Here is a 21,734-nt window from a genome sequence, read left to right on the forward strand (position 1 = left end):
AAGGCGGCAGCGAACGACGTGAACGCAGGAGCATGGATCAAGTGACAAATCGAGACGGCGGCACCGCATCGCCGCGACGCTCACCGAGACCTCTGGCAAGCCTCATTCCCTATCTCAAGCGATACCGCGGCATGGTCGCCGCCGCCCTGTTCTTCCTGACGCTGGCGGCCGCAACCACGCTCACTTTGCCCCTCGCCGTTCGCCGCATGATCGACCACGGCTTCAACGAAGCCAATCGCGGCTTCATCAACAACTACTTCGGCATGCTGCTCGTCATCGCCGTGGTGCTGGCCCTGGCAAGCGCCCTGCGATACTACTATGTGATCAGCATTGGCGAGAGAATCGTCTCCGATCTGCGCCGCGACGTCTTTGCCCATGTCACCACCCTGTCGCCCGCCTTTTTCGATGTCACCCAGTCCGGCGAAATCGTCTCACGGCTGACGGCCGACACAGCCCAGATCAAGTCCGCCTTCGGTGCCACCGCCTCGCAGGCGCTGCGCAACCTGATCCTCTGTCTTGGCGCCATGGGCATGATGACCTACACCAGCCCGCGACTGTCCGTGCTGGTGCTGATCGCCATCCCGATCATCGTCTTCCCGCTCGTGGCCTTCGGCCGCTCGGTGCGCAAGCGCTCCAGGGCTGCCCAGGATACGCTGGCCGACGCCTCGGCCTTTGCCGCCGAGACGATCGGCGCGTCCCGCACCGTCCAGGCCTTTGGCGGCGAAGCTGCTGCTGCAAACCGCTTCGGCGGATCGGTCGAGGCTGCCTATGACGCCGCCCGTGCCGCTATCCGCGCCCGCTCGATACTGACGGCGATCGCCATCACTCTGGTGTTCGGCAGCGTGGTTGCCGTTCTCTGGGTCGGCGCGCAGGGCGTTCTCTCCGGCACCATGAGCGCCGGCACGCTCAGCCAGTTCCTGCTCTATTCGGTGATCGCCGCAAGCGCGCTCGGCAGCCTCTCGGAAGTCTGGGGTGAACTGTCGCAGGCGGGCGGAGCCGCAGAGCGCCTGACCGAACTGCTGCAGGAAGTCTCCGCCGTCGAAAACCCGAAGACGCCGACACCCCTGCCCTCGCCGGCGCGCGGCGCGGTGACCTTCGATGACGTGCGCTTTGCCTATCCGAGCGACCCCAATCGTTCCGCGCTCAAGGGCCTGGCCCTGACGGTGAAGCCCGGCGAGACCGTGGCCGTCGTCGGCCCGTCCGGCGCCGGCAAGAGCACGATCTTCTCCCTGCTCCTGCGCTTTTACGATCCGACCAGCGGGACGATCGCGCTCGACGGCGTGGATATCCGCAAGGCCGATCTGCACGAATTGCGCGAGCGCATCGCCATCGTGCCGCAGGATGTGACGATCTTCGCCTCGAGCCTGCATGACAACATTGCGTTCGGCTGTCCCGGCGCCAGCCGCGAGGCCGTGGAAGCGGCCGCGAAAGCTGCCCATGCCGACGAGTTCATCACAAGGCTCGAGCGTGGCTACGACACGCCGGCCGGCGAGCGCGGCGTCACGCTATCGGGCGGCCAGCGCCAGCGCATCGCGATTGCCAGGGCCATCCTGAAGAATGCGCCGGTGCTGCTGCTCGACGAGGCGACCTCCGCACTCGATGCCGAAAGCGAGCAGCTGGTGCAGACGGCGCTCGACGGTCTGATGCAGGGCCGCACCACGATCGTCATCGCCCACCGCCTTGCAACCGTGCTGAAGGCCGATCGGATCCTCGTTGTCGACGACGGCCGCATCGTCGAGGAAGGCACCCACGCGACGCTGAGCCGCAACGGCGGCATCTATGCCAAGCTCGCCCGGCTGCAATTCGACATTGCCGGCGACCAGCTGGCGGCTCACCGCGCCTGATCCTGCGGCCGGCCGCCGCCGTGCGGGGCCGGCCGGCGGAGCGCTACAGGCAGACCGCGCGACCGGCAACCCGGCCGGAAAACAGGCAGCCGCCGAGAAACGTGCCTTCGAGCGCGCGATAGCCGTGCATGCCACCGCCGCCGAAGCCCGCCACCTCGCCGGCGGCATAGAGTCCCGGCACCGGCATGCCGGCTGCGTCGAGCACCCGGGCCGACAGGTCGGCCTGCAGCCCGCCCAGGGACTTGCGGGTGAGGATATGCAGCCTGACGGCGATCAACGGCCCGCAGGTCGGATCCAGCAGAGGCCGCAATCTGGCGGTCCGGATCCACCGGTCGCCGCGATAGGCCCGCGCCCCGCGGATCGCATTGATCTGCGCATCTTTGGTAAACGCATTGTCCAGCTGCCGGTCACGTGCCTCGATCTGCTCGCGGATGCGACGCACGCCGAGGCGGTGCTCGCCGGTGCGTTCGTTCATGGCCGCCACCAGATCCTCCAGTGTGTCGCGCACGACGAAGTCCTCGCCCTTGTCCATGAAGGCCTGCACCGGGCCTGGCGGATTGGGGCCGAGCCGCTGCAACAGCAGGCGCAGGCTCCTGCCGGTCAGGTCCGGGTTCTGCTCGGACCCCGACAGCGCGAACTCCTTTTTGATGATCGCGCGATTGAGAATGAACCAGCTGTAGTCGTGCCCGGTGGCCCGGATCGCCTTCAGCGTCGCGATCGTGTCGAAGCCGGGCATGGCGGGGCTTGCAAACCGGTTGCCCTCCGCATCGCACCAGAAGGACGAGGGCCCGGGCAGGATGCGGATACCGTGATTGGGCCAGATGGGATCGTAATTTCGCAGCCCCTCGGTATAATGCCACATGCGATCCGCATTGATCACCGAGCCGCCGGCCGCCTGCGCGATGTCCAGCATGCGGCCATCGACATAGGCCGGCACGCCGGCGACCATCGCACGAGGTGCGGGGCCGAAGCGGTCGACCGGCCAGTGCTTTCGCACAAGATCATGATTGCCACCGATCCCGCCGGACGCGACGATCACGGCAGAGGCCTCGATCTCGAACTGTCCGACAGCCTCGCGACCGCTGAGCTTTCCGCGCAGTTGCGTGTCGGGCTGCAGCACGACGCCGCGCGCACCGACAACCGCGCCGTTCCGCGTCAGCAGCTGCTCCACCTGGTGGCGGAAGGAAAAGGTGAGACGGCCGTGCCTGACCGCCGCCTCGGCCTTCTTCAGGAACGGTGCCAGCACGCCAGGGCCGGTACCCCATGTCAGGTGGAAACGCGGGACGGAATTGCCGTGGCCATCTGCCAGCGAGCCGCCGCGCTCCGCCCAGCCGACCACCGGAAACCAGCGCATGCCCATGCCGTGCAGCCAGGCGCGCTTTTCGGTTGCGGCAAAGTCGAGATAGGCCTGCGCCCACTGGCGCGGCCAGTAATCCTCCGGGCGGTCGAAGCCGGCGGTGCCGGCCCAATCCTGCTGCGCAAGCGCCAGACTGTCGCGAATGCCCATCCGGCGCTGCTCGGGGCTGTCGACGAAGAACAGGCCGCCGAACGACCAGAAGGCCTGGCCCCCGAGATTGGCTTCGCTCTCCTGATCGACGACGCACACCGAGAGACCGCGATCGACGGCTTCGGTTGCCGCCACCAGCCCGGCGAGCCCCGCCCCGACGACCAGAACATCCCATTGCATGGCCACCTCCCCCTGGCTTTCGCAAACGCTCCCTTGCGGGCAAGCGGCCATGGCCGGCGGCAGACCGCCGACCCTACCGTTCGGTGAGCTTCAGCTCGATACGCCGGTTCTGCGCTCTTGCCTCCGGCGTGTCGCCGGACACCAGTGGCTGGTACTCACCGAAGCCCGCAGCCACCAGGCGGTTTGCCGGCACGCCCTGCGAGATCAGGTATTTCACCACGGAGATCGCCCGCTCGGACGACAGTTCCCAGTTGTCGCGGTAGCGCCCCGTACCGGAGAGCGGCACATTGTCGGTATGGCCGTCGACCCGCAGCACCCAGTTGATCTCGGGCGGGATCTCCTTGGCGATGTCGAGCAGGGCCGCGGCAAGCTTGCCCAGCTCCACCTGACCGGCGGGATTGAGCGTTTCACTGCCGGACGGAAACAGCACCTCCGACTGGAAGACGAAGCGGTCGCCGACGATGCGGATATTCTGGCGGTCCGACAGGATTTCGCGCAGGCGGCCGAAAAAGTCCGAACGGTAGCGGTTGAGCTCCTGGACACGCTGGGCAAGCGCCACATTGAGGCGCTTGCCGAGATCGGCGATCTTGACCTGCGAATTCCGGTCCTTGGCTTCCGACGCCTGCAGGGCCTGTTCAACGGCAGCGATCTGGGCGCGCAATGCGGCGATCTGCTGATTCAGCAGCTCGATCTGGCTCATCGCCCGCTCGCTCACCTGCTTTTCGGCATCCAGTTCGGCCGTCAGGCCATTGACCCTGGCATTGGCCGTGTCCGCAGCGCCGGCACCGTTGGTCAGCAATTCCTGCAGCCGGGTCCTTTCGCTTTGCGACTGGGCAAGCGACGACTGCAGAGAGGCAAGCTGGTCTTCCATGTCCTGCTTGTTGCCCTTTTCAAGCGCCAGCAGCTGGGTCAGTTCGGCGATCTGGCTGTTCAGCCGGTTCAGGACTTCATCCTTGCCGGTGATTTCGCGGCTCAGGATGAACTGTGCCACGACGAAGACCGTGAGCAGGAACATGATCGCCAGCAGCAGCGTCGACAGGGCATCGACGAAGCCCGGCCAGTAATCGACGCTACGGTCGCGTCGACGGTTGCGGGAAAGGGCCATCCTCAGCTATCCCCGCCGACCTTGTCGGACAGCTTGTCGTTCAGCCGGTCCAGCGTCTTGCGCATGGCGCGGGCGTCCTCCTGCTGGGCTTCGATCCAGTCGCGCAGCATCTGCTGTTCGTTGCGCATGTTCTTGACCAGCCCCTGTATGCCCTCGGCAAGACCGGCGAGAGACGCGCGGTCGCCGCCGCCGGCAGCTTCGGTTGCCTTGGTCAGGCGCTCTAGCAGCTTCTTCATTTCCAGATTGGCGGCAACCGTTGCCGGTTGCGGCGCCTGCTGCCCCTCGCCGGCGACGTCGGTCACCGAAGACAGCCAGTTTTCCAGCTCGGTATAGAACCGGTTCTGCGCGCGACCGGCCTGCAGGTCGAGAAACCCCAGGATCAGCGAACCGGACAGACCGAGCAGCGAGGACGAGAAGGCAGTGCCCATGCCGGCAAGCGGTGCGGTCAGCCCGCTTTTCAGCGCCTGCAGGATATCGTTGCCATCGCCGGACGCCGGGTCGAGCGACTGGATGACCGAACTGATCGAACCGATGGTGCCGAGCAGGCCCCAGAAGGTGCCGAGCAGCCCGAGAAAGACGAGAAGGCCGATGAGATAGCGGGAGACGTCACGGCTTTCATCGAGGCGGGTGGCAATCGAATCGAGGATGGAGCGCAGGGCCGTGGTCGATATCGCAACCTTGCGATTGCTGCCGATCAGCGCCCGCATCGGCGCGAGAAGCCGCGGATCCCGCCCGGCCTTGTCGGCGCCGCCGGCGGCCCGGAACGAGTTGAACCAGCGCACTTCCGGCCGCAAGGCGAGAACATGGGTGAACACCAGGATAATGCCGACGGCCAGAACGCCGAGGATCAACCCGTTCAGACCGGGATTGGTGACGAAAGCGGCATGGGCCTGACGGTACAGGATGGCAGCGATGAACCCGACGATGATGAGAAAAAACACCATCGTCGTGAAGAACGGCATCGGACTTGATAACTTGTTCCCGTAGCTTGCCTCTGCGACCCTCTCTCGATCGAGATCGGTAAGCTCCACTTGCGTCATAATTCATCTGCCTCCGGCTAATCTTTGGACCGGAGGCTAGTGGAAAAATACGACGAATTGAAGGGCCTTAGCCCGATCTTACCACCTGAAAGTCAAGCTTTCGGCACGGGGCGGTTGACCACCTCGATCAGGGCCTTCTGAATATATTCATTGCCGGCGACGAGCGCGCCGCTGTTGAACATGTCATTGCCGCCCTTCATGTCGCCGACGAAGCCGCCGGCCTCGCGGATCAGCAGAATGCCGGCCGCCATGTCCCAGGGCATCAGGCTGTCTTCCCAGAAGCCGTCGAAGCGTCCTGCCGCAACATAGGCGAGGTCGAGAGCCGCCGCCCCCATGCGCCGGACGCCGGCAACCTCGTTCATCACATGGCGAAGTTCCACCAGGAACTTGCCGTGCTGGCCGCGACCGAGATGCGGCATGCCACAGGACACGACGCAGTCGGAAAGCACCTTGCGCGCGCCGACGCGGATGCGACGGTCGTTGAGGAAGGCTCCGCCGCCGCGCTCGGCGGTATAGAGTTCGTCGGTCGCCGGGTTGAAGATCACGGCGGCAACCATTTCGCCATTGCGTTCCAGGCCGATCGAGATGGCGAACTGCGGAATGCCGTGCAGGAAGTTCGTCGTGCCATCGAGAGGGTCGACGATCCAGCGATGCGCACCGTCCGTGCCTTCGGTCTCGTCGCTTTCCTCGGCCAGCATGCCATAGGTCGGACGGGCCTTCATCAGCTCTTCCTTGACGATCCGCTCTGCCCGCAGGTCGGCCTGCGAAACGAAATCACCGGGTCCCTTGACCGAGACTTGCAGGTTCTGCACCTCGCCGAAATCGCGGGCCAGCGACTTGCCGGCCTTGAGCGCGGCCTGGACCATGACATTAAGAAGGGCTGAGCGGGCCATCGGGCGGTTTCCTCGGACAAGGGTGTTGACTGTATCAGGCTGCCACTGCCGAAAACGGCGGGCGCCAATCGCGATTTAGCGTCGGGCCGGTTCAAGACCACAAATAACGCCGGAATTCAAGGGGTCTTGGCAGCCCATGGGGTCTGGGCGCCCGGGACATGCCCACGCAACGCAAGGCCGCCCAAGCCGGCACACCATCAGCGCGCACGGAGCCTGAACTTGTTGGCCTTGTCGATCGCCTTCTTCTGCTGCTCGTCGGTGAGGCCGAGATAGAAGTCCTCCAGATCCGGATCCTTCATCCCCGCACGGCGGGACAGGACATACCATTTGGCAGCCTCGACGGGGTCCGGCCGGGTGCCGAGCGCTTCGATATAAAGATGGGCAAGGCGGTTCTGGGCCGCGACATTGCCGTGATTGGCGCCAATGCTCATCCAGCGGAAACCCTTTTCGTAGTCCCGCGGGCCATTGATGCCGTTGACCAGCCAGATGCCCATGTCGAACTGCGCCGTGTCGAAGCCGGCTCTTGCGGCCTTGCGCAGATAGTCGCGGGCCAGATCGCGCTTGCTCTTGTCGAGCCCGGGCAGCGAATTATAGAGCTGCGCCACCGCATACTGGGCGTCCGCGATGCCCTGGTCGGCCGATTTCTCGTAATAGGGCAGACCAAGTTCCAGCCCCTTTCGGCCGGGATTGTCGGACACCAGGATCTGCGCCCAGTTGAACTGCGCCGAGGCATTGCCCGCATCGGCAGCCTTCTTCATGTATTCGTCGGCCTTGGCCTTGTCCTGCTTGACCGTGTTGCCGTTCATCAGGATCAGGGCATACTGGAACATCCCGGCAGGATCGCCGCCGGCCGCCGCCTGCTGATACCAGAACGCCGCGGCCTTCGGATCGCGCTTGATACCCAGACCGCGCTCGGTCATTTCGGCGATCAGCGTCTGGGCCGCCGGATCCCCTTTCTTGGCCCGCGGCAGCGCCTTGTCGAGCGCCGTCAGGTAGAGGCCGCGCTGATAGGCGCCGTAAGCCTCGTCGACCGGCCCCTTGTAGGGCTTGTCCTTCGGCAAGGGCGGCAGCGGCGCGCCCATGCGCTGATAGAGTTGCAGCCCCTGCGGCACCTCGCCATTGATCGTCGGCTGGGCGACAGGCGCGCCTGTGTCCGCCTTTTCGCCACTTGCAACGCCCGGTTTGCTGCCCGTGCCGGCGCGCCCGCCTCTTTGCAGTTCGCTTGCATTGTCGTCCAAGGGCCGCGTGATCGCATCCTGCGCCCGCGCCGAACCGGCCAGCAGCGGCAGCATGCATGCAACGACGACAACGGGAAGACGGATCAGGCGGCGATCGGCTGGCAAAAAGGTCATAAAAGGCTTCAACCGTCAAACCGTGGCGCTTTTTCGTCAAGCAGCGCATTGATCTCTGCAACGACGGCTGCGGCCCGCTCGGGCACCTCGAAAACGGCAAGCCGAAGGGCGACGAACTCGGCCCCGGTCTGCGCGACCGCAAGTGCGCTTTCGATTGCGGTGCCGCCCATGACGATGCAGGGAATCTCGATCATCGCCGCCCACCATTCGCCGAGCGCCAGATTTTTAGAATGGGCCTCCGGCTTGATGTCGCCCTCAAGGCGGCCGAAGAAGACGTAGTCGGGCTGGGCATCGCCGATCTCGAGCGCAATATGCCGCTCCTTGGCGTTGCCGCCCCCGACGATCAGCTTGGGCGCATGTTTCTCGATTGCTTCGGCAAGATCTGCGACCGCCCCGCTGACATGCAGGCCGTCGGCCTTGGCGCGCCCGGCGACCTGACTGTTGTCGACAACCAGCGCTGCCGCACCGGCCGCCTGGATGACCGGCACCAGCTTTTCCGCACGATCCTGAAACAGACGGTCGTCCAGGCCGTATTGCGGGATGATGACGGAGGCGACGTCGCCGCCCTTCAGCGCATCCTCCATCATTTTGACGCAGGCATCCGTATCGGAATGATCCGGCGCAATCAGCACGAGACGGCATCGATTGTCGGCAGCGGTCATGAATGACTATCCCTTTCCTGGGTCGTCTTGATGGCACAAGTCCTCGGGCCCCTTCGGGTTTGCCGGGTCTCATGCGAATTCAAAGTGCTACAGCGTCCCCCATGCGTCAATTCTGCCGCACGGCGCTGTTCTACATCTGCGGGCTCGCATCCGCGAGGGAAATCCGATAGACCGGGACGCTCCACGGATCAACAGGCCTCCATGCTTCCCTCGCCAGAGTTTTTTCTCGTCGCCATCCCCGCGGTGGCTGTTGTCGGCCTGTCCAAGGGCGGCCTCGGTGGCGCCTTCGCGTTGATCGGGGTGCCGCTGATGGCGCTGGTGATCCCGCCGATGCAGGCCGCCGCGATCTTCCTGCCGATCCTGATCGTCATGGACATGGTCGCACTCTGGGCCTGGCGACGCGACAACGACCGGCGCACATTGCTCATTCTCCTGCCGGGCGCCGTGTTCGGCATCGCGCTCGGCTGGGCGACGTCGAGCTACATCACGCCGAATGCCATGCGGCTTGTGCTGGGTGTCATCACCATCCTCTTCGTGCTGCGCTATCTCGTCCAGACCTGGAAAAGCTACCGGGGCATCGAGATCCATCCGCGGCCGCACAGCACGCCGCTTGCCACCTTCTGGGGCACGATCGCCGGTTATGCCAGCTTCGTTTCCCATGCCGGCGGCCCCCCGTTCCAGATCTATACCCTCCCGCTGAGGCTCGATCCGCGCAGCTATACCGGCGCCAGCGTGCGGTTCTTCGCCATCGTCAATGCGATCAAGGTCATCCCCTATTTCGCGCTCGGCGAACTCGACACCAGCAATCTGGAACTGTCGGCCTACCTGCTGCCGGTGGCGCTGGTGTCGACGCTTGCCGGCGCCTGGGTCGTGCGCCTGATGAAACCGCAGGTTTTCTATCCATTCACTTATGGAATGGCGCTGATCGCCGGATCGAAGCTGCTCTATGACGGCCTCGGGTTCTGACGCCGCTTGCGTGTTGCAACGCACAATTGAACTTGCGAACCCGGCCGGTTTGGCGTAGCGTTTCACCATGATGAACCAGGATCCGTTCACCGCCATAGCCGATCCGAACCGGCGTCATCTGCTGGAAGAGCTGAGACGTGCGCCGCAGACGGTCAACGACCTCGCCAAGGGCCTGCCGATCAGCCGCCCGGCGGTTTCCCAGCACCTGAAGGCACTGCTCGACAGCAATCTGGTCAGCGTCACCAGCAAGGGCACGCGGCGGATCTATGCGGTCAATACCAAAGGCTTCGACGGCATGACCATCTGGCTCGACCAGTTCTGGTCCTGACCCGCGCCGGACCGTCGCTCTCTCAACGTTCCGGACGCATTCCTCCACAAAGAAGGCCCCGGAAACGCTCTGTTTCCGGGGCCTTACCTTACGCATTCGCGCAAATTACGCTGTACAGTTCAAGAACCGGCGTCTTCAATGGCGGGTAGAAGACCTGAGCCGTTCCATCTCATCCTTGATACGCAGCTTGGAACGTTTGAGTTCGGCAATTTCCCGATCATCAATGGAGGGAGAAGTAAGGGCATCATGCAGGCGTTCCTCCAACGCACCATGTTTTTTAGCAAGCGATTCCAGATGAGCCTGTATGGTCATTTGTCACGTCCTTCCTTTCGCCTACCTCCCACCCTCAACCGCGGGAGTTTCAGGCATTGCAACGGTAATGTGACATGAGAAATGTGTTTTGTCGAAGGCGAAAACATACCCGCAAAGGGCCATTTCATGACTAGGGATAACTTCCCGTTACCGGTATTTGATGATAGGAGCTTGCGCGAATCCTTGGCGTCGAGGAAAAGATCGAGCCACGCTCGAATGGGGACCAAACCATGTCCGATCAGGAACAAGCCGATGTCCGGCTCTCTCTCGCACGGCTGCGCCAGGAACATGAAGACTACGATGTCGCCATCAATGCCATGCTCCAGGTCGGCTGCGACACCTTGCGGATCCAGCGCATGAAGAAGAAGAAGCTTGCCATCAAGGACAGGATGAGCAATCTCGAAGATCAGATCATCCCCGACATCATCGCCTGAAGGAAGGGCCAGCAGGAATGAGCGAAGAGCGCCCGCCCATCGCCATCGTCATGGGCAGCCAGTCAGACTGGGAAACGATGAAGAACGCCGCCGACACGCTGGAAGCGCTCGGCATCAGCTACGAAGCGCGCATCGTCTCGGCGCACCGCACGCCAGACCGGATGTATGAATTCGCCAAGGGCGCGCGCGACGAGGGTTTCGAGATCATCATCGCCGGCGCCGGTGGCGCGGCCCACCTGCCCGGCATGCTCGCCTCGCTCACCCCCCTCCCCGTCTTCGGCGTTCCCGTCCAGTCTAAATCCATGTCCGGCCTAGACAGTCTCTATTCGATCGTGCAGATGCCGGGCGGCATTCCCGTCGGCACCCTGGCTATCGGGCGCGCAGGCGCCATCAACGCGGCCCTGCTCGCCGCCCGCGTCCTTGCCCTTCACGACGACGTCGTTGCCGACCAGCTCGACGCCTGGATCGCCAGCCAGACCGCGTCGATCGCAGACTATCCGGTAGACGAGGCTCCATGACCGTCAGAACGATCGGCATCATCGGCGGCGGACAGCTCGGCCGCATGCTGGCCATGGCCGCAGCGCGCCTGAACTACAGGACCATCATTCTCGAGCCACAGGATGGCTGTCCGGCAGCCCAGCTGGCCGACCGCCAGATCACCGCCGCCTATGACGACCAGTCGGCCCTTGCCGAACTGGCGGAACTTTGCGACGTCGTGACCTACGAATTCGAAAACGTGCCCGTCGAAGCGGCCGCCATGCTGTCGGCCAGGGTGCCGGTCTACCCGCCGCCGAAGGCGCTGGAAGTGGCGCAGGACCGATTGACCGAAAAGCGCTTCCTCAACGATGTCGGCATCCCGACGGCCCGCTTCCACGCGGTCGACAGCCAGCAGGATCTGGAGCAGGCGCTCGACGATTTCGGCGGAGCCGGCGTGTTGAAGACGCGCCGCCTAGGCTATGATGGCAAGGGCCAGCGCGTGTTCCGCTCGAAGGACGATGCGCCGGGCGGCGCGTATGATGCGCTGGGCGCCGTCCCGCTGATCCTCGAAAGCTTCGTGCCCTTTGCCCGCGAGATATCGATCATCGCGGCACGCGCCGTCGACGGTACCGTGCATTGCTATGACGCAGCGGAAAACGTTCATCGGGACGGCATCCTCCACACTTCGACGGTTCCGGCGCATATCGACCCTGCGACGGAAAAGGCCGCGCGCGAATCGGCTGAAAAGCTGCTGGCCGGCCTCGGCTATGTCGGCGTCATCGGCATCGAGTTCTTCGTGCTGTCCGACGGCAGCCTGATTGCCAACGAGATCGCGCCGCGGGTGCACAATTCCGGCCACTGGACGGAGGCAGCCTGCGTGATCTCGCAGTTCGAGCAGCATGTTCGCGCCGTTGCCGGCCTTTCGCTCGGCGATCCGGCCCGGCACTCCGACTGCGTGATGACCAATCTGATCGGCGACGACATGAACAATCTCGCCGCCTGGCTTGCCCGTCCGCAGGCGCTCGTCCATCTCTACGGCAAGACCGAGGCACGGCCCGGGCGCAAGATGGGCCACGTCACGGAATTGCGCTAGGCGCCCGTTTTTCCCCGTGTGCACGGGGAAAAACACCGGTGACGGTTGACATCGAGGTCGCCCTCGGAGTATGTGCCATCAACCCAAAACGAGCGCGCCCCGCGGCGCGCTTTTGAATGTTTGAGACAGGCGTCGAATCGGATCGGTTCAAGCCAAAACTCGCGGATCGGTAAAATGAAGATCAAGAACTCGCTGAAAGCACTCAAGGCCCGCCATCGCGACAACCGTCTGGTCCGCCGCAAGGGTCGCGTTTACATCATCAACAAGCAGAACCCGCGCTTCAAGGCTCGTCAGGGCTGATTGCGGTTCCGGAGCGACGCTTCGGGGATGATGCATTTTCGATTTGAATGGCAGCGCATGCCGACTAATATGGTCTGCATGCGCTGTTTTCGTTTGGCCACCCTTCTGATTCCCCTGCTTGCCGCGCCGGCTCTGGCGGCGGAGGCTATACCCTCGCCCGAGGGACCGCTGACGGACAGCGGGGCACCGGCCGTTGAAAGCATCACGCTGCCGCCGCAAGAGCAGATCACCGAGCCGGACACCGTCGAATCGCTGCTCACCGCACTGAAACGTCAGCGCGACCCCGACAAGGCCCAGCAGACGGCAAACCGGCTGATGCGGCTCTGGAACGTGTCCGGCAGCGCCACGGTCGATCTGTTGATGCAATGGGCTGACAAGGCGATCTCGGAGGATCGCGAGCCGGCTGCCCTCGACTTTCTTGGACAGGCAATCAGTCTCGATCCGGGCTTTGTCGGCGCCTGGAACAAGCGTGCGACGCTGCACTTCGCCCATGGGGACTATGCCAAGTCGATGTCCGACATCAATCAGGTGCTGAAACTTGAGCCGCATCATTTCGGCGCCCTTGCCGGGCTGGCGGCGATTCTGGATGCATCCGGACGCGAGGAGACCTCGCTCTCGGCCTGGCAGAGCTATCTCGACATCTATCCCGCCGACCGCAAGGCGCAGGACACCGTCACCAAGCTGTCGGAAAAGCTGGCGGGCAGCCGTCTGTGAGCGCAGCTGTGATCGGCAGGCCGCGGATGCCTTCAGCTGACCGTGGCGAGCGTCCCTGATGCTCCTCGTCGTGCTCCTCTTTACCATGGTGATGGCCCTGGCAATCATGGTGGCCCTGGCCGTACTTGCGGGCGCCGTCGCCGCACCCTGGCGCAGCGCCCAGATCACCCGGCGGATCCCCAATATCGCAACGCGCGTCGATATCGGCGACGGCGTGATGATCAACGCCCTCCACATGCCGGCCGGCCCCAATGCAGACCTGCCGCCGATCGTGTTCATCCACGGTGCCAGCGGCAATCTGCGCGATCAGGCGGGGGCCTTTCTCAACATTCTGCATGACCGCGCGGATCTGCTCTTCGTCGACCGTCCGGGCCACGGCTATTCAGACCGCGGCAGCCCGGAAAACGATATCCCCTTCGGCCAGGCTAAGGCGATCGCCGCAACCATGACAAGCTTCGGCATCGACAGGGCGATCATCGTCGGCCACTCCTTCGGCGGCGCGATTGCCGCAACCTTTGCGGCCCTGATGCCGGCAAGGACAGCCGGCCTTGTGCTGCTCGCCCCTGCAAGCCACCCCTGGCCGGGCCGTGTCGAATGGTATTACCGGCTCGCCGCACATGAAAAATACGGCAGGTTCTTCTGCAAGGCGGTCGCGCTGCATGCGGGTCTGGCGATCCTCGACCAGGCAACCCAGAATGTCTTCCTGCCGAACAAGCGTCCGCTGGATTACAATGTCAAAAGCGCGCCGGAGCTGGTGTTGCGACCGGAGGTGTTCCGCGCCAATGCCATCGACGTGGTCAAGCTGAACGACTATGTCACCAAGTTCCAGCCCTATTACAGCCGGATCACCGCGCCGACGATGATCGTCACCGGCGACAGCGACCACATCGTCGCAGAGGAAATCCATTCCGAGGGCCTGGCACGCGATATCGAGGGCGCAAGGCTGATCCGGGTCAAGGGCCTCGGCCACAAGCCGGACTACAAGGCCACCGATCTGGTGGTTGCCACCATCGAGACCATCGCCGGCAAGACACCCGATCTCGAAAAAATCACCAAGCAGGTCGAGGCGCGGCTGGAGAAGGAGCAGCGCTGAAGCGCTGGTACCGGGCCGACGAAAAAAGCCGCCCGGAGGCGGCTTTCTTTACAACGTCCGGCTTTGTGGCGTTCAGACGCCCGACTGGCCGTCGGCGCCGATATAGGCGATGCGCAGCATGTTGGTCGCCCCCGGTGTTCCAAGCGGCACGCCGGCAGAAATGATGATCCGGTCGCCGGGCGCGCCGAATTCTTCCTCGACGACGATCCGGCAGGCGCGGTTGACCATGTCGTCCAGATCCGTCGGTTCCTTGGCGACCACGCAGTGCAGGCCCCAGGCAACGGACAGCCGACGAGCGGTCTGGATGACCGGCGACAGAGCGATGACCGGAACTTCCGGCCGCTCGCGCGAGGCGCGCATGCCGGTGGTGCCCGACGAGGTGTAGCAGACGATCGCCTTCAGATCGAGCGTCTCGGCGATCTGGCGGGCAGCCAGCGAGATCGCATCGGCACCGGTAGCTTCCGGCTGGGCGCGCTGGGCATAGATGATGCCCGGATAGTGGGGCTCGCGCTCGATCGTGCGGGCGATCGAGGCCATGGTCGAGACGGCTTCGACCGGATAGCTGCCGGAGGCGGATTCGGCCGACAGCATGATCGCATCGGCGCCTTCGAACACGGCGGTCGCGACGTCCGACACTTCGGCGCGGGTCGGCACCGGCGCCGAGATCATCGACTCGAGCATCTGCGTTGCGACGACCACCGGCTTGCCGGTACGGCGACACGCGCGGATCAGCTGCTTCTGGATGCCGGGAACAGCCTCCAGCGGCATTTCCACACCAAGGTCGCCGCGGGCAACCATCAGCGCATCGGAGAGCTCGATGATCTCCTCGATCCGCTCGACGGCCTGCGGCTTTTCGATCTTCGACATCAGGCCGACCCGGCCACCGGCGATACGGCGAACCTCGACCAGGTCTTCGGGACGCTGGATGAAGGACAGCGCCACCCAGTCGACCTCGTTGGTAGCCAGCACCGCGTCGAGATCGGCCCGGTCCTTGTCGGTCAGGACACCCGTTTCGAGGATGGTGTCGGGCAGGCTGACGCCCTTGCGGTCGGAGATCTTCGTGCCGGAGACGACCGTGGTGACGATCGACTTGCCGTCACAGGTCTCGGCCTTCAGATGCAGCTTGCCGTCATCGATCAGCAGCCGGTCACCGGCCTTGACCGCTTCCAGGATTTCCGGATGCGGAAGGTAGACGCGGGTCGCATCGCCCGGTGCATCATTGCTGTCGAGGGTGAACGTCTGACCGGCCTTCAGCTCGACGGTCGTGTCCTTGAACTTGCCGACGCGCAGCTTCGGGCCCTGGAGGTCGGCGAGGATACCGATCGGGCGGCCGCACTGTTCTTCGACGGACCGGATCTTCTGGATCAGCGAGCGCATCACGTCATGGCTTGCATGACTCATATTGATGCGGAACAGGTCCGCTCCGGCTTCATGCAGCTGGCGGATCATCGCTTCCTCGGAAGAGGCGGGGCCGAGGGTTGCGAGGATTTTGACCTTGCGATTACGTCTCATCAATTCTGGCTTTCTTGCGTACCCGGGGTATCAGACAACTGGACCATCCAACTGCCCTGACGTCCGGTGTCGTATTCCTTGAACCCCATCTGCTGATAGCCGCGGGCAAAGCAGTCCTGGACACCGGTAATCTTGAATTCGTTTTCCGCCACGCACATCTTGACGTCACCGGCCCAGCGGCCACCGCGTGCGGCGTCTTCGGCGTAGAGGTAGTAATAGCGCGACTGCAGTTCGCCTTCGATCAGCGTGGCGCATGTCGTGGCCGGCACCTGCCACCAGCCCTCGGTCACCCAGCCGCTTGTGGCACGATAGCCGATCGCGACGCCGACGAGATTGGGCGTGGAATTGCAGACGCGGAACTCCGCGTGGGCACTGTTTGCCAGGAATAGGGATGCCAGGGACAGGCCCAGGAAAAGACCGATGCGGGATACCAGTCCGGACCATGAAGGCGAATGGGGTTTATATCGGTTCAGCACGGCTTCCGATGGACTCCACGGTTTGTCGACACGGACCTTCTTGCGACGATAGGGCCGGAATGTCAACGTCAATTCAATCGATTAAATTCCCGCCGCAATCGGCGCCGGGAATTATGTTACAGCCGGCATCGGCGGCCGGGCTTGCACCCACCGGGCCTGCATGCCATCTCTCTTGCGCGACAACAAGACCGGTAAGAAATGCAAGATTTTGTCCCTTTCGAGATATTGGACGGCGATTATGACAAAGGTCTGGTGCTTCTGGCCGACCACGCCATGAACCGCCTGCCGCCAGACTACCATCGCCTCGGTCTGCCCGACAGCGCCTTTGCACGTCATATCGCATATGACATCGGCGTCGAAGCCCTGACGCGCGATCTTTCCACCCGTCTGGGCGTGCCCGCCGTGCTCGGCTGCTTCTCCCGTCTGCTGATCGACCCCAATCGCGGCGAGGACGACCCGACGCTGATCATGCGCATTTCAGACGGCGCGGTCGTGCCCGGCAATCATCCGATCGGCGAGGCCGAATGGCAGCGCCGCATCGACCTTTACCACCGGCCCTATCACGACGCTGTCGACCGGACGATCGGCAAGGTTGCGACGGCAAGCGGCAAGGCGCCGCTGGTCCTGTCGCTACACTCCTTCACGCCGGCCTGGAAGGGCGTGGCCCGCCCCTGGCATGCGGCAGTGCTCTGGGACAGCGACGACCGGGCGGTCAGCCCCCTGCTCGACATGCTGGCGGCGGCCGGGGATATCGTGGTCGGCGACAACGAACCTTATGATGGCGCCTTGAAGGGCGATACGATGTATCGCCATTGCATGCGGCGCGGCCTTGCCCACGCGCTGCTCGAAGTGCGCCAGGACGAAATCGGCGATATGGCGGGTGTCGCCGCCTGGGCCGCACGCCTTGCACCAATCTTCGCCGCCCTCAACGACCGGCCGGACCTGCACGAGGTCGTGATGCACGCCTCGCGCACCGGTCCCTATACACCCGAACGCCTGGAGATTGCCTGATGAGCGAATTGACGCGGGAACAGCAGACCGAACTCGAGGCAGCCGCCTTTCGCCGGCTGGTTGCGCATCTGCGCGAGCGCGCAGACGTGCAGAACATCGACCTGATGAACCTGGCCGGATTTTGTCGCAACTGCCTGTCGAACTGGTATCTCGACGCCGCCGCCGAGGCCGGCCTGCCGGTCACCAAGGACCAGTCGCGCGAACATGTCTACGGCATGCCTTATGAGGACTGGAAGCAACAGCATCAGACGCAAGCGTCGGACGCGGACAAACAGGCCTTCGAAAACAATAAGCCACGCGCAGAATAGCCACGATTGTCGGCTTTCCCCTTGACGCGTGCCGTGGTTTCGCGGCAGGTCACGCCCCGACCCAATACTTTCTACAGGAGATGCAGATGTCTGATGCAGCCCACGGCGTTGCCCGGGACCAACTTCGCGCCTTTGTCGAGCGCATTGAACGGCTGGAAGAAGAAAAGAAGACGATCGCCGACGATATCAAGGACGTCTACGGGGAAGCCAAGTCCATGGGCTTCGACACCAAGATCCTGAAAAAGGTCATCGCGCTGCGCAAGAAGGACGAGCAGGAGCGCATGGAAGAAGACCTGATCCTCGACACCTATCTGGCCGCCCTCGGCATGCTCGAGAGCCCGCCGGCCGACGAATAAGCGTCACGCAAAGACGATCAGCAAAAAAGCCGCGGATTGAACTCCGCGGCTTTTTTTAATGGCGTGTCTCAGGGTGGGTCGCGGATCAGTCGTTCACCGGCTTGCCGAAGCGGGCCGGATCGACCGGGGCGTGGGTTTCCTTGAAGCCCACGGCATAGACATAGGAGGCTTCCGCCGTCAGCGTGCGGGCCGCAACCCGCGGTGCCTTGCGGCTTTCCGGGTCGAACTTCTTGTTGTTCAGCGCCCAGTTCGACAGCATGTCCTTCGTCAGCTTGCCGCCGCGCATCGCCTCACCGGGGCGTCCGCCCTTGCCCGGCTCTGCCGACTTCACACTCTGCCCGGAGGTTTCCGGCACGTCGAAGGCGTCACCGAAGCGATCAAGCAGTGGCTGCGGCGGATCGATGGCGGCAACCTGGTATGGCTTGGCAGCAGGCTTGGCCGTCAGCGCCGGCTGCGGTTCACGCACGGCTGCAGCGACAGCTGCCGGTGCAAGCGTCGGCATGGCCGGCGGTTGCGACAGGCGCTTGGCGGCAGTGGCCATGGCCTGCGCCGCCTCGGGTGACAGGATAACCTGCTGGACCTCGTCCACATCGGATTCGGCTTCGGCATCCACGTCGACCTGCGCCTCGAGCTTTTCAGCGATCGACGGACGGTCGATCGGCAGCGGCACGGGCTCGCCATTGATATCGGTGGCCGAGGATGCGTCGGGCGCCAGCGATGCCGTCAGCACTTCGGGCTCGGCGTCACCCTTCATCCCACGCGGTCCAAGCAGCGTCGGAACGGGGATCTTGTAGGCCTGGAGATCGGGATAGTCGCCGGTGGGCGGTGTCTGGTCGACGGCCGCAACCTTGTTGAGGGCCTGCTCTGCCGCACTCTCGTTCTGCGAATAGAGCGCCACGGCAAGGCTGGTGCTGCCATTGGCTGACGTCAGCGACGGGCGTGCCAGCGGCACCGGTGCATCGATCGCGGCAACGGCGGTCTCGACCGGCGGTGCGACGGAGACCGGATCGGGAGCCGAGACGCCGGGCGGCGGCGCAGCAACGGCCGGGGCCGAACCGACCATGCTCGGACGTTCTTCCGGCATCGCGACGTCTTCTTCCTCGTCCTCGTCGCCGCCACCGAACAGCATGGCGAAGAGGTTCTTGCGCTTGCTCGGCGCGCTGGAGCCGGCAATCACGATCTCGTTGTTGGCGAGCCGCTTCTTGTAGTCGGCAAGCGCGAGCTTGTAGCCCGGCAGAGGCTTGCCGTCGGCGGGAATATGCAGGGTCTTGCCGTCCGGGAACAGACGCACGAGTTCGCTGCGCGACATCCGCGGCCAGGCACGTACGCCACCGACATCCATATGGACGAACGGCGAACCGGAATTGGGATAATAGCCGATGCCGCCGGCCTGCAGCTTCATGCCGATCTCGCGCAGGCTCTTCAGGCCGGTACCGGGAATGAAGAAGTCCATCGCCGTGCCCAGCATGTGCTGGCTCTTCTTGGCCACGCCTCTGGAGCGGGCGCGCAGCATGGCATTGGTCTGCGGCGAGCGATAACCGGAAAGAACATTGATATAGCCGCTCGAATTCGACCGGCGATACACTTCCCAGACGAGATCGAAAAGCCGGGGATCCATCTTGGTCGGCTCATTGCGGCGCCAGTCGCGCAGCAGATAGCTGAGCTTTTTCAGGCCCGCCGCATCGTAGCGCCCGTTGCGCTTGAACACGACATCGGCCTTTTCGCCGGTATGAACGAAATAGATTTTCAGGGATCGCGTCTCGGCAGACGCCGTGCCCGCCATCGAACACAGCATCAAGACACACGCCACCGCGACGACAAGCGCAGTCAGAACGGCCCTGAAACCAGTCCGTCCTTGCGTAACGTCAAAGCTACGCTTCTTCACGCCGAGAGGCGTGTTAATCGCTTGCCTGTCCAGCAAAACCGTCCCCGTACATTGATGACGTCCCACGCCACCCCACTTGACTGCAAAATGCGGTAACACCATGGCAAATTAGCCACAGACGCACAACCTTTTGTCTGTCGGTGAATGAAACACTAACAGATAAACAAATCCGTCCTAACAGACGAACTTTGCACGAGGGTTAACAAAAAGCGGGAAGCATGCGCCTCAGGCGACGTCGCTTTGCGGGTTGTCGGGGTCGATACCGTAGTCTTTCAGCTTGCGATAGAGGGTCGAGCGGCCGATCCCCAGCTTGCGTGCGACTTGGCTCATCTGCCCGCGATAATATTTGAGCGCGAAGCGAATCAGCTCTTCCTCGATCTCCGACAGCTTTCGAACATTGCCGGCGCTGTCGACGCTGACGATATAATTGTCGGACAGCACGGCCGGATTTTGCGCGGCCGCCACCAGCCGCTCGGAATCGCGGTGGGACAGCCCCATCGCGCTGCCGGCCGCAGCCTTTTCTTCCGCGTCGCGGTTGAAGGAGCGGTGTGCCGCAGGCTCCTGGGCGGCAGCATGTCTGTCGGTTCCGGCATTCTTTGCGACCTGGATCGCGATCTGGGGGAAGTCGGCTTCGGTAAGCTCGCTGCCGCTGGCCAGGATGACGGCCCGGTAGACGGCATTTTCCAGCTGTCGGACATTGCCCGGCCAGTCATAGCTGGTCAGCAGCGCCAGAACATCCGCTGAAATGCCAAGCGGATGCGCGCGGCGTTGTTCGGCCGAGAAGCGCTCGACAAAGGCGCGTGCCAGATAGGGAATGTCGTCGCGTCGGCGGCGAAGCGCCGGAATCATGATCGGGAAGACGTTCATGCGGAAATAGAGGTCTTCGCGGAAACGGCCGGCCTTCACTTCCTCGATCAGGTCCTTGCGGGTCGACGACGTCAACCGAACGTCGACCTTGCGCTGGCGTCGTCCGTCGTGACTGCTGATTTCACCACCCTGGACGAGTTGCAGCAAACGCGCCTGTACGTCCAGCGGCAGCGCATCGACCTCATCGAGAAACAGCGTGCCGCCATGCGCCGAGGCGATCTTGCCCGCGCCATGCTCATCCGCGCCGCCCTCCTCGCCAAACAGCATCGCATCGAGGCTCTCCGGCGTCATCGCGCCGCAACTGACGGCGACGAAGGGCTTGCCGGAGCGATCGCCTGCGCCGTGGATCGCCCGGGCGACCATCTGCTTGCCGACACCGTTCTCGCCTTCGAGGATCACCGGGATCGCGCTGCTGGCGGAACGCCGTGCCAGATCGACGACCCGGGTCATCGCACCGCTGACGGCGACGATCTCGCCAAACGAGATCTGGCTCGTGCGGCGGCTGCGCGACAGCCGGGCGGCCCTGCGTTCGTTGACGCGAAGAGCATTGCTGACCGCATGGGCGATCCGCTCGGGGGCTGCCGGTGAAACGATGAAGTCGAAGGCGCCGTGGCGCATGGCATCGACCGCCGCCTCGACCTTGCCGTCGTCGGCCAGAACCACGACCGCCGCATCGCCTTCGGACTGATTGGCAAGCGACAGGAAATGGTTGACGTCCAGCCCGCTCATGGTCAGATCCAGCAATGCCACACGCAGATCGCTGCCAAGGCTCACCATTTTTTCAAAGGCCGAGGCTGCATTTTCGGCCGCATGCACCACATGGCCCTGGGTTTCCACCAGCGACTTGATTTGCCGGCGCTGAGCCGGATCGCTGTTGACGACGAGGATGTGCGCGGTCACCACTTGAACTCCCGAGATCTGAAGGTCGGTGCATGCCGAAGGCAGCGTTATCCGTTGCCCGAACCTGACATCCAACTTTCAACAAGCGATGAGAACAAAAGGTCGGATTTTAACCAATG

23 protein-coding genes are annotated in these 21,734 nt (G+C 63.7%); 12 read left to right on the plus strand and 11 right to left on the minus strand.

Annotation, left to right across the window (positions count from 1 at the left end):
• Positions 1-32: 32 nt before the first annotated feature.
• Positions 33-1,844, plus strand: a complete 1,812-nt coding sequence (locus J2Z17_RS01535; RefSeq protein ID WP_209941573.1) for an ABC transporter transmembrane domain-containing protein — start codon at positions 33-35, stop codon at positions 1,842-1,844.
• A 43-nt stretch (positions 1,845-1,887) separates the two neighbouring features.
• On the opposite strand, the gene J2Z17_RS01540 is transcribed toward J2Z17_RS01535, so the two are convergent.
• The 6 genes from J2Z17_RS01540 to J2Z17_RS01565 form a co-directional block, all read right to left on the minus strand.
• Positions 1,888-3,531 (minus strand): FAD-binding dehydrogenase, encoded by a 1,644-nt coding sequence (locus tag J2Z17_RS01540; protein ID WP_209941576.1) that lies wholly within the window; start codon positions 3,529-3,531, stop codon positions 1,888-1,890.
• A gap of 73 nt (positions 3,532-3,604) precedes the next feature.
• Positions 3,605-4,636: a peptidoglycan -binding protein gene (locus J2Z17_RS01545; protein ID WP_209941578.1), complete on the minus strand. Its 1,032-nt coding sequence runs from the start codon at positions 4,634-4,636 to the stop codon at positions 3,605-3,607.
• Positions 4,637-4,638: 2 nt separating this feature from the next.
• Positions 4,639-5,676, minus strand: coding sequence for a flagellar motor protein MotA (locus tag J2Z17_RS01550; protein ID WP_209941580.1), 1,038 nt, complete (start codon positions 5,674-5,676; stop codon positions 4,639-4,641).
• A gap of 92 nt (positions 5,677-5,768) precedes the next feature.
• Complete coding sequence (locus J2Z17_RS01555; RefSeq protein WP_209941583.1) at positions 5,769-6,569, minus strand: inositol monophosphatase family protein; 801 nt, start codon at positions 6,567-6,569, stop codon at positions 5,769-5,771.
• A 197-nt stretch (positions 6,570-6,766) separates the two neighbouring features.
• Complete coding sequence (locus J2Z17_RS01560; protein WP_417715066.1) at positions 6,767-7,912, minus strand: tetratricopeptide repeat protein; 1,146 nt, start codon at positions 7,910-7,912, stop codon at positions 6,767-6,769.
• 17 nt (positions 7,913-7,929) lie between these two features.
• The gene (locus J2Z17_RS01565; RefSeq protein ID WP_209941587.1) at positions 7,930-8,583 is read right to left on the minus strand and encodes a thiamine phosphate synthase; all 654 of its coding nucleotides are present in this window, start codon (positions 8,581-8,583) and stop codon (positions 7,930-7,932) included.
• A 201-nt stretch (positions 8,584-8,784) separates the two neighbouring features.
• Between J2Z17_RS01565 and J2Z17_RS01570 the strand changes: the two genes are divergently transcribed.
• Positions 8,785-9,549: a sulfite exporter TauE/SafE family protein gene (locus J2Z17_RS01570; protein WP_209941589.1), complete on the plus strand. Its 765-nt coding sequence runs from the start codon at positions 8,785-8,787 to the stop codon at positions 9,547-9,549.
• Between the two features lie 67 nt (positions 9,550-9,616).
• Positions 9,617-9,877: an ArsR/SmtB family transcription factor gene (locus tag J2Z17_RS01575; RefSeq protein ID WP_209941591.1), complete on the plus strand. Its 261-nt coding sequence runs from the start codon at positions 9,617-9,619 to the stop codon at positions 9,875-9,877.
• A 135-nt stretch (positions 9,878-10,012) separates the two neighbouring features.
• Here the strand turns inward: J2Z17_RS01575 and J2Z17_RS01580 are convergent, their stop codons facing one another.
• Complete coding sequence (locus J2Z17_RS01580) at positions 10,013-10,189, minus strand: YdcH family protein (protein WP_209941593.1); 177 nt, start codon at positions 10,187-10,189, stop codon at positions 10,013-10,015.
• A 230-nt stretch (positions 10,190-10,419) separates the two neighbouring features.
• On the opposite strand from J2Z17_RS01580, the gene J2Z17_RS01585 reads away from it, so the two are divergent.
• The 6 genes from J2Z17_RS01585 to J2Z17_RS01610 all read left to right on the plus strand — a co-directional run bounded on the left by J2Z17_RS01585 (position 10,420) and on the right by J2Z17_RS01610 (position 14,300).
• Positions 10,420-10,623 carry a YdcH family protein gene (locus J2Z17_RS01585; RefSeq protein ID WP_209941595.1) on the plus strand — a complete coding sequence of 68 codons (204 nt, stop codon included), beginning with the start codon at positions 10,420-10,422 and terminating at the stop codon, positions 10,621-10,623.
• Positions 10,624-10,640: 17 nt separating this feature from the next.
• On the plus strand, positions 10,641-11,141 hold the full coding sequence (purE, locus tag J2Z17_RS01590; protein ID WP_209941597.1) for a 5-(carboxyamino)imidazole ribonucleotide mutase: 501 nt from the start codon (positions 10,641-10,643) through the stop codon (positions 11,139-11,141).
• The gene (locus J2Z17_RS01595) at positions 11,138-12,193 is read left to right on the plus strand and encodes a 5-(carboxyamino)imidazole ribonucleotide synthase (protein WP_209941599.1); all 1,056 of its coding nucleotides are present in this window, start codon (positions 11,138-11,140) and stop codon (positions 12,191-12,193) included. The genes purE and J2Z17_RS01595 overlap by 4 nt, the downstream gene beginning before the upstream one ends.
• A gap of 174 nt (positions 12,194-12,367) precedes the next feature.
• Positions 12,368-12,493: a type B 50S ribosomal protein L36 gene (gene ykgO / locus J2Z17_RS01600; RefSeq protein WP_003497670.1), complete on the plus strand. Its 126-nt coding sequence runs from the start codon at positions 12,368-12,370 to the stop codon at positions 12,491-12,493.
• 69 nt (positions 12,494-12,562) lie between these two features.
• A complete protein-coding gene (locus tag J2Z17_RS01605) occupies positions 12,563-13,207 on the plus strand; it encodes a tetratricopeptide repeat protein (RefSeq protein WP_209942195.1) in 645 nt (214 codons plus the stop codon).
• Positions 13,208-13,265: 58 nt separating this feature from the next.
• Positions 13,266-14,300 (plus strand): alpha/beta fold hydrolase, encoded by a 1,035-nt coding sequence (locus tag J2Z17_RS01610; RefSeq protein WP_245223799.1) that lies wholly within the window; start codon positions 13,266-13,268, stop codon positions 14,298-14,300.
• A 72-nt stretch (positions 14,301-14,372) separates the two neighbouring features.
• Here J2Z17_RS01610 and pyk read toward each other — a convergent pair whose 3' ends face one another.
• Positions 14,373-15,812, minus strand: a complete 1,440-nt coding sequence (pyk, locus tag J2Z17_RS01615) for a pyruvate kinase (RefSeq protein ID WP_209941601.1) — start codon at positions 15,810-15,812, stop codon at positions 14,373-14,375.
• The gene (locus J2Z17_RS01620; protein ID WP_245223830.1) at positions 15,812-16,246 is read right to left on the minus strand and encodes a DUF1036 domain-containing protein; all 435 of its coding nucleotides are present in this window, start codon (positions 16,244-16,246) and stop codon (positions 15,812-15,814) included. Before J2Z17_RS01620 ends, pyk begins: the two co-directional genes overlap by 1 nt.
• Before the next feature lie 240 nt (positions 16,247-16,486).
• On the opposite strand from J2Z17_RS01620, the gene J2Z17_RS01625 reads away from it, so the two are divergent.
• The 3 genes from J2Z17_RS01625 (at position 16,487) to J2Z17_RS01635 (ending at position 17,963) form a co-directional block, all read left to right on the plus strand.
• Positions 16,487-17,299, plus strand: a complete 813-nt coding sequence (locus J2Z17_RS01625) for an N-formylglutamate amidohydrolase (protein ID WP_209941602.1) — start codon at positions 16,487-16,489, stop codon at positions 17,297-17,299.
• Positions 17,299-17,607 (plus strand): DUF1244 domain-containing protein, encoded by a 309-nt coding sequence (locus tag J2Z17_RS01630; RefSeq protein ID WP_209941603.1) that lies wholly within the window; start codon positions 17,299-17,301, stop codon positions 17,605-17,607. The genes J2Z17_RS01625 and J2Z17_RS01630 overlap by 1 nt, the downstream gene beginning before the upstream one ends.
• 86 nt (positions 17,608-17,693) lie before the next feature.
• Positions 17,694-17,963, plus strand: a complete 270-nt coding sequence (locus J2Z17_RS01635) for a DUF2312 domain-containing protein (RefSeq protein WP_209941604.1) — start codon at positions 17,694-17,696, stop codon at positions 17,961-17,963.
• An 85-nt stretch (positions 17,964-18,048) separates the two neighbouring features.
• Here J2Z17_RS01635 and J2Z17_RS01640 read toward each other — a convergent pair whose 3' ends face one another.
• Together J2Z17_RS01640 and J2Z17_RS01645 are read right to left on the minus strand one after the other, a co-directional pair.
• Positions 18,049-19,758 (minus strand): peptidoglycan L,D-endopeptidase MepK, encoded by a 1,710-nt coding sequence (locus J2Z17_RS01640; RefSeq protein WP_245223831.1) that lies wholly within the window; start codon positions 19,756-19,758, stop codon positions 18,049-18,051.
• Between the two features lie 315 nt (positions 19,759-20,073).
• Positions 20,074-21,615 carry a sigma-54-dependent transcriptional regulator gene (locus tag J2Z17_RS01645; protein ID WP_209941606.1) on the minus strand — a complete coding sequence of 514 codons (1,542 nt, stop codon included), beginning with the start codon at positions 21,613-21,615 and terminating at the stop codon, positions 20,074-20,076.
• Between the last annotated feature and the right edge of the window lie 119 nt (positions 21,616-21,734).

This window comes from Heterorhizobium halophytocola (assembly GCF_017873095.1).
Classification (GTDB): Bacteria; Pseudomonadota; Alphaproteobacteria; order Rhizobiales; family Rhizobiaceae; genus Allorhizobium; species Allorhizobium halophytocola.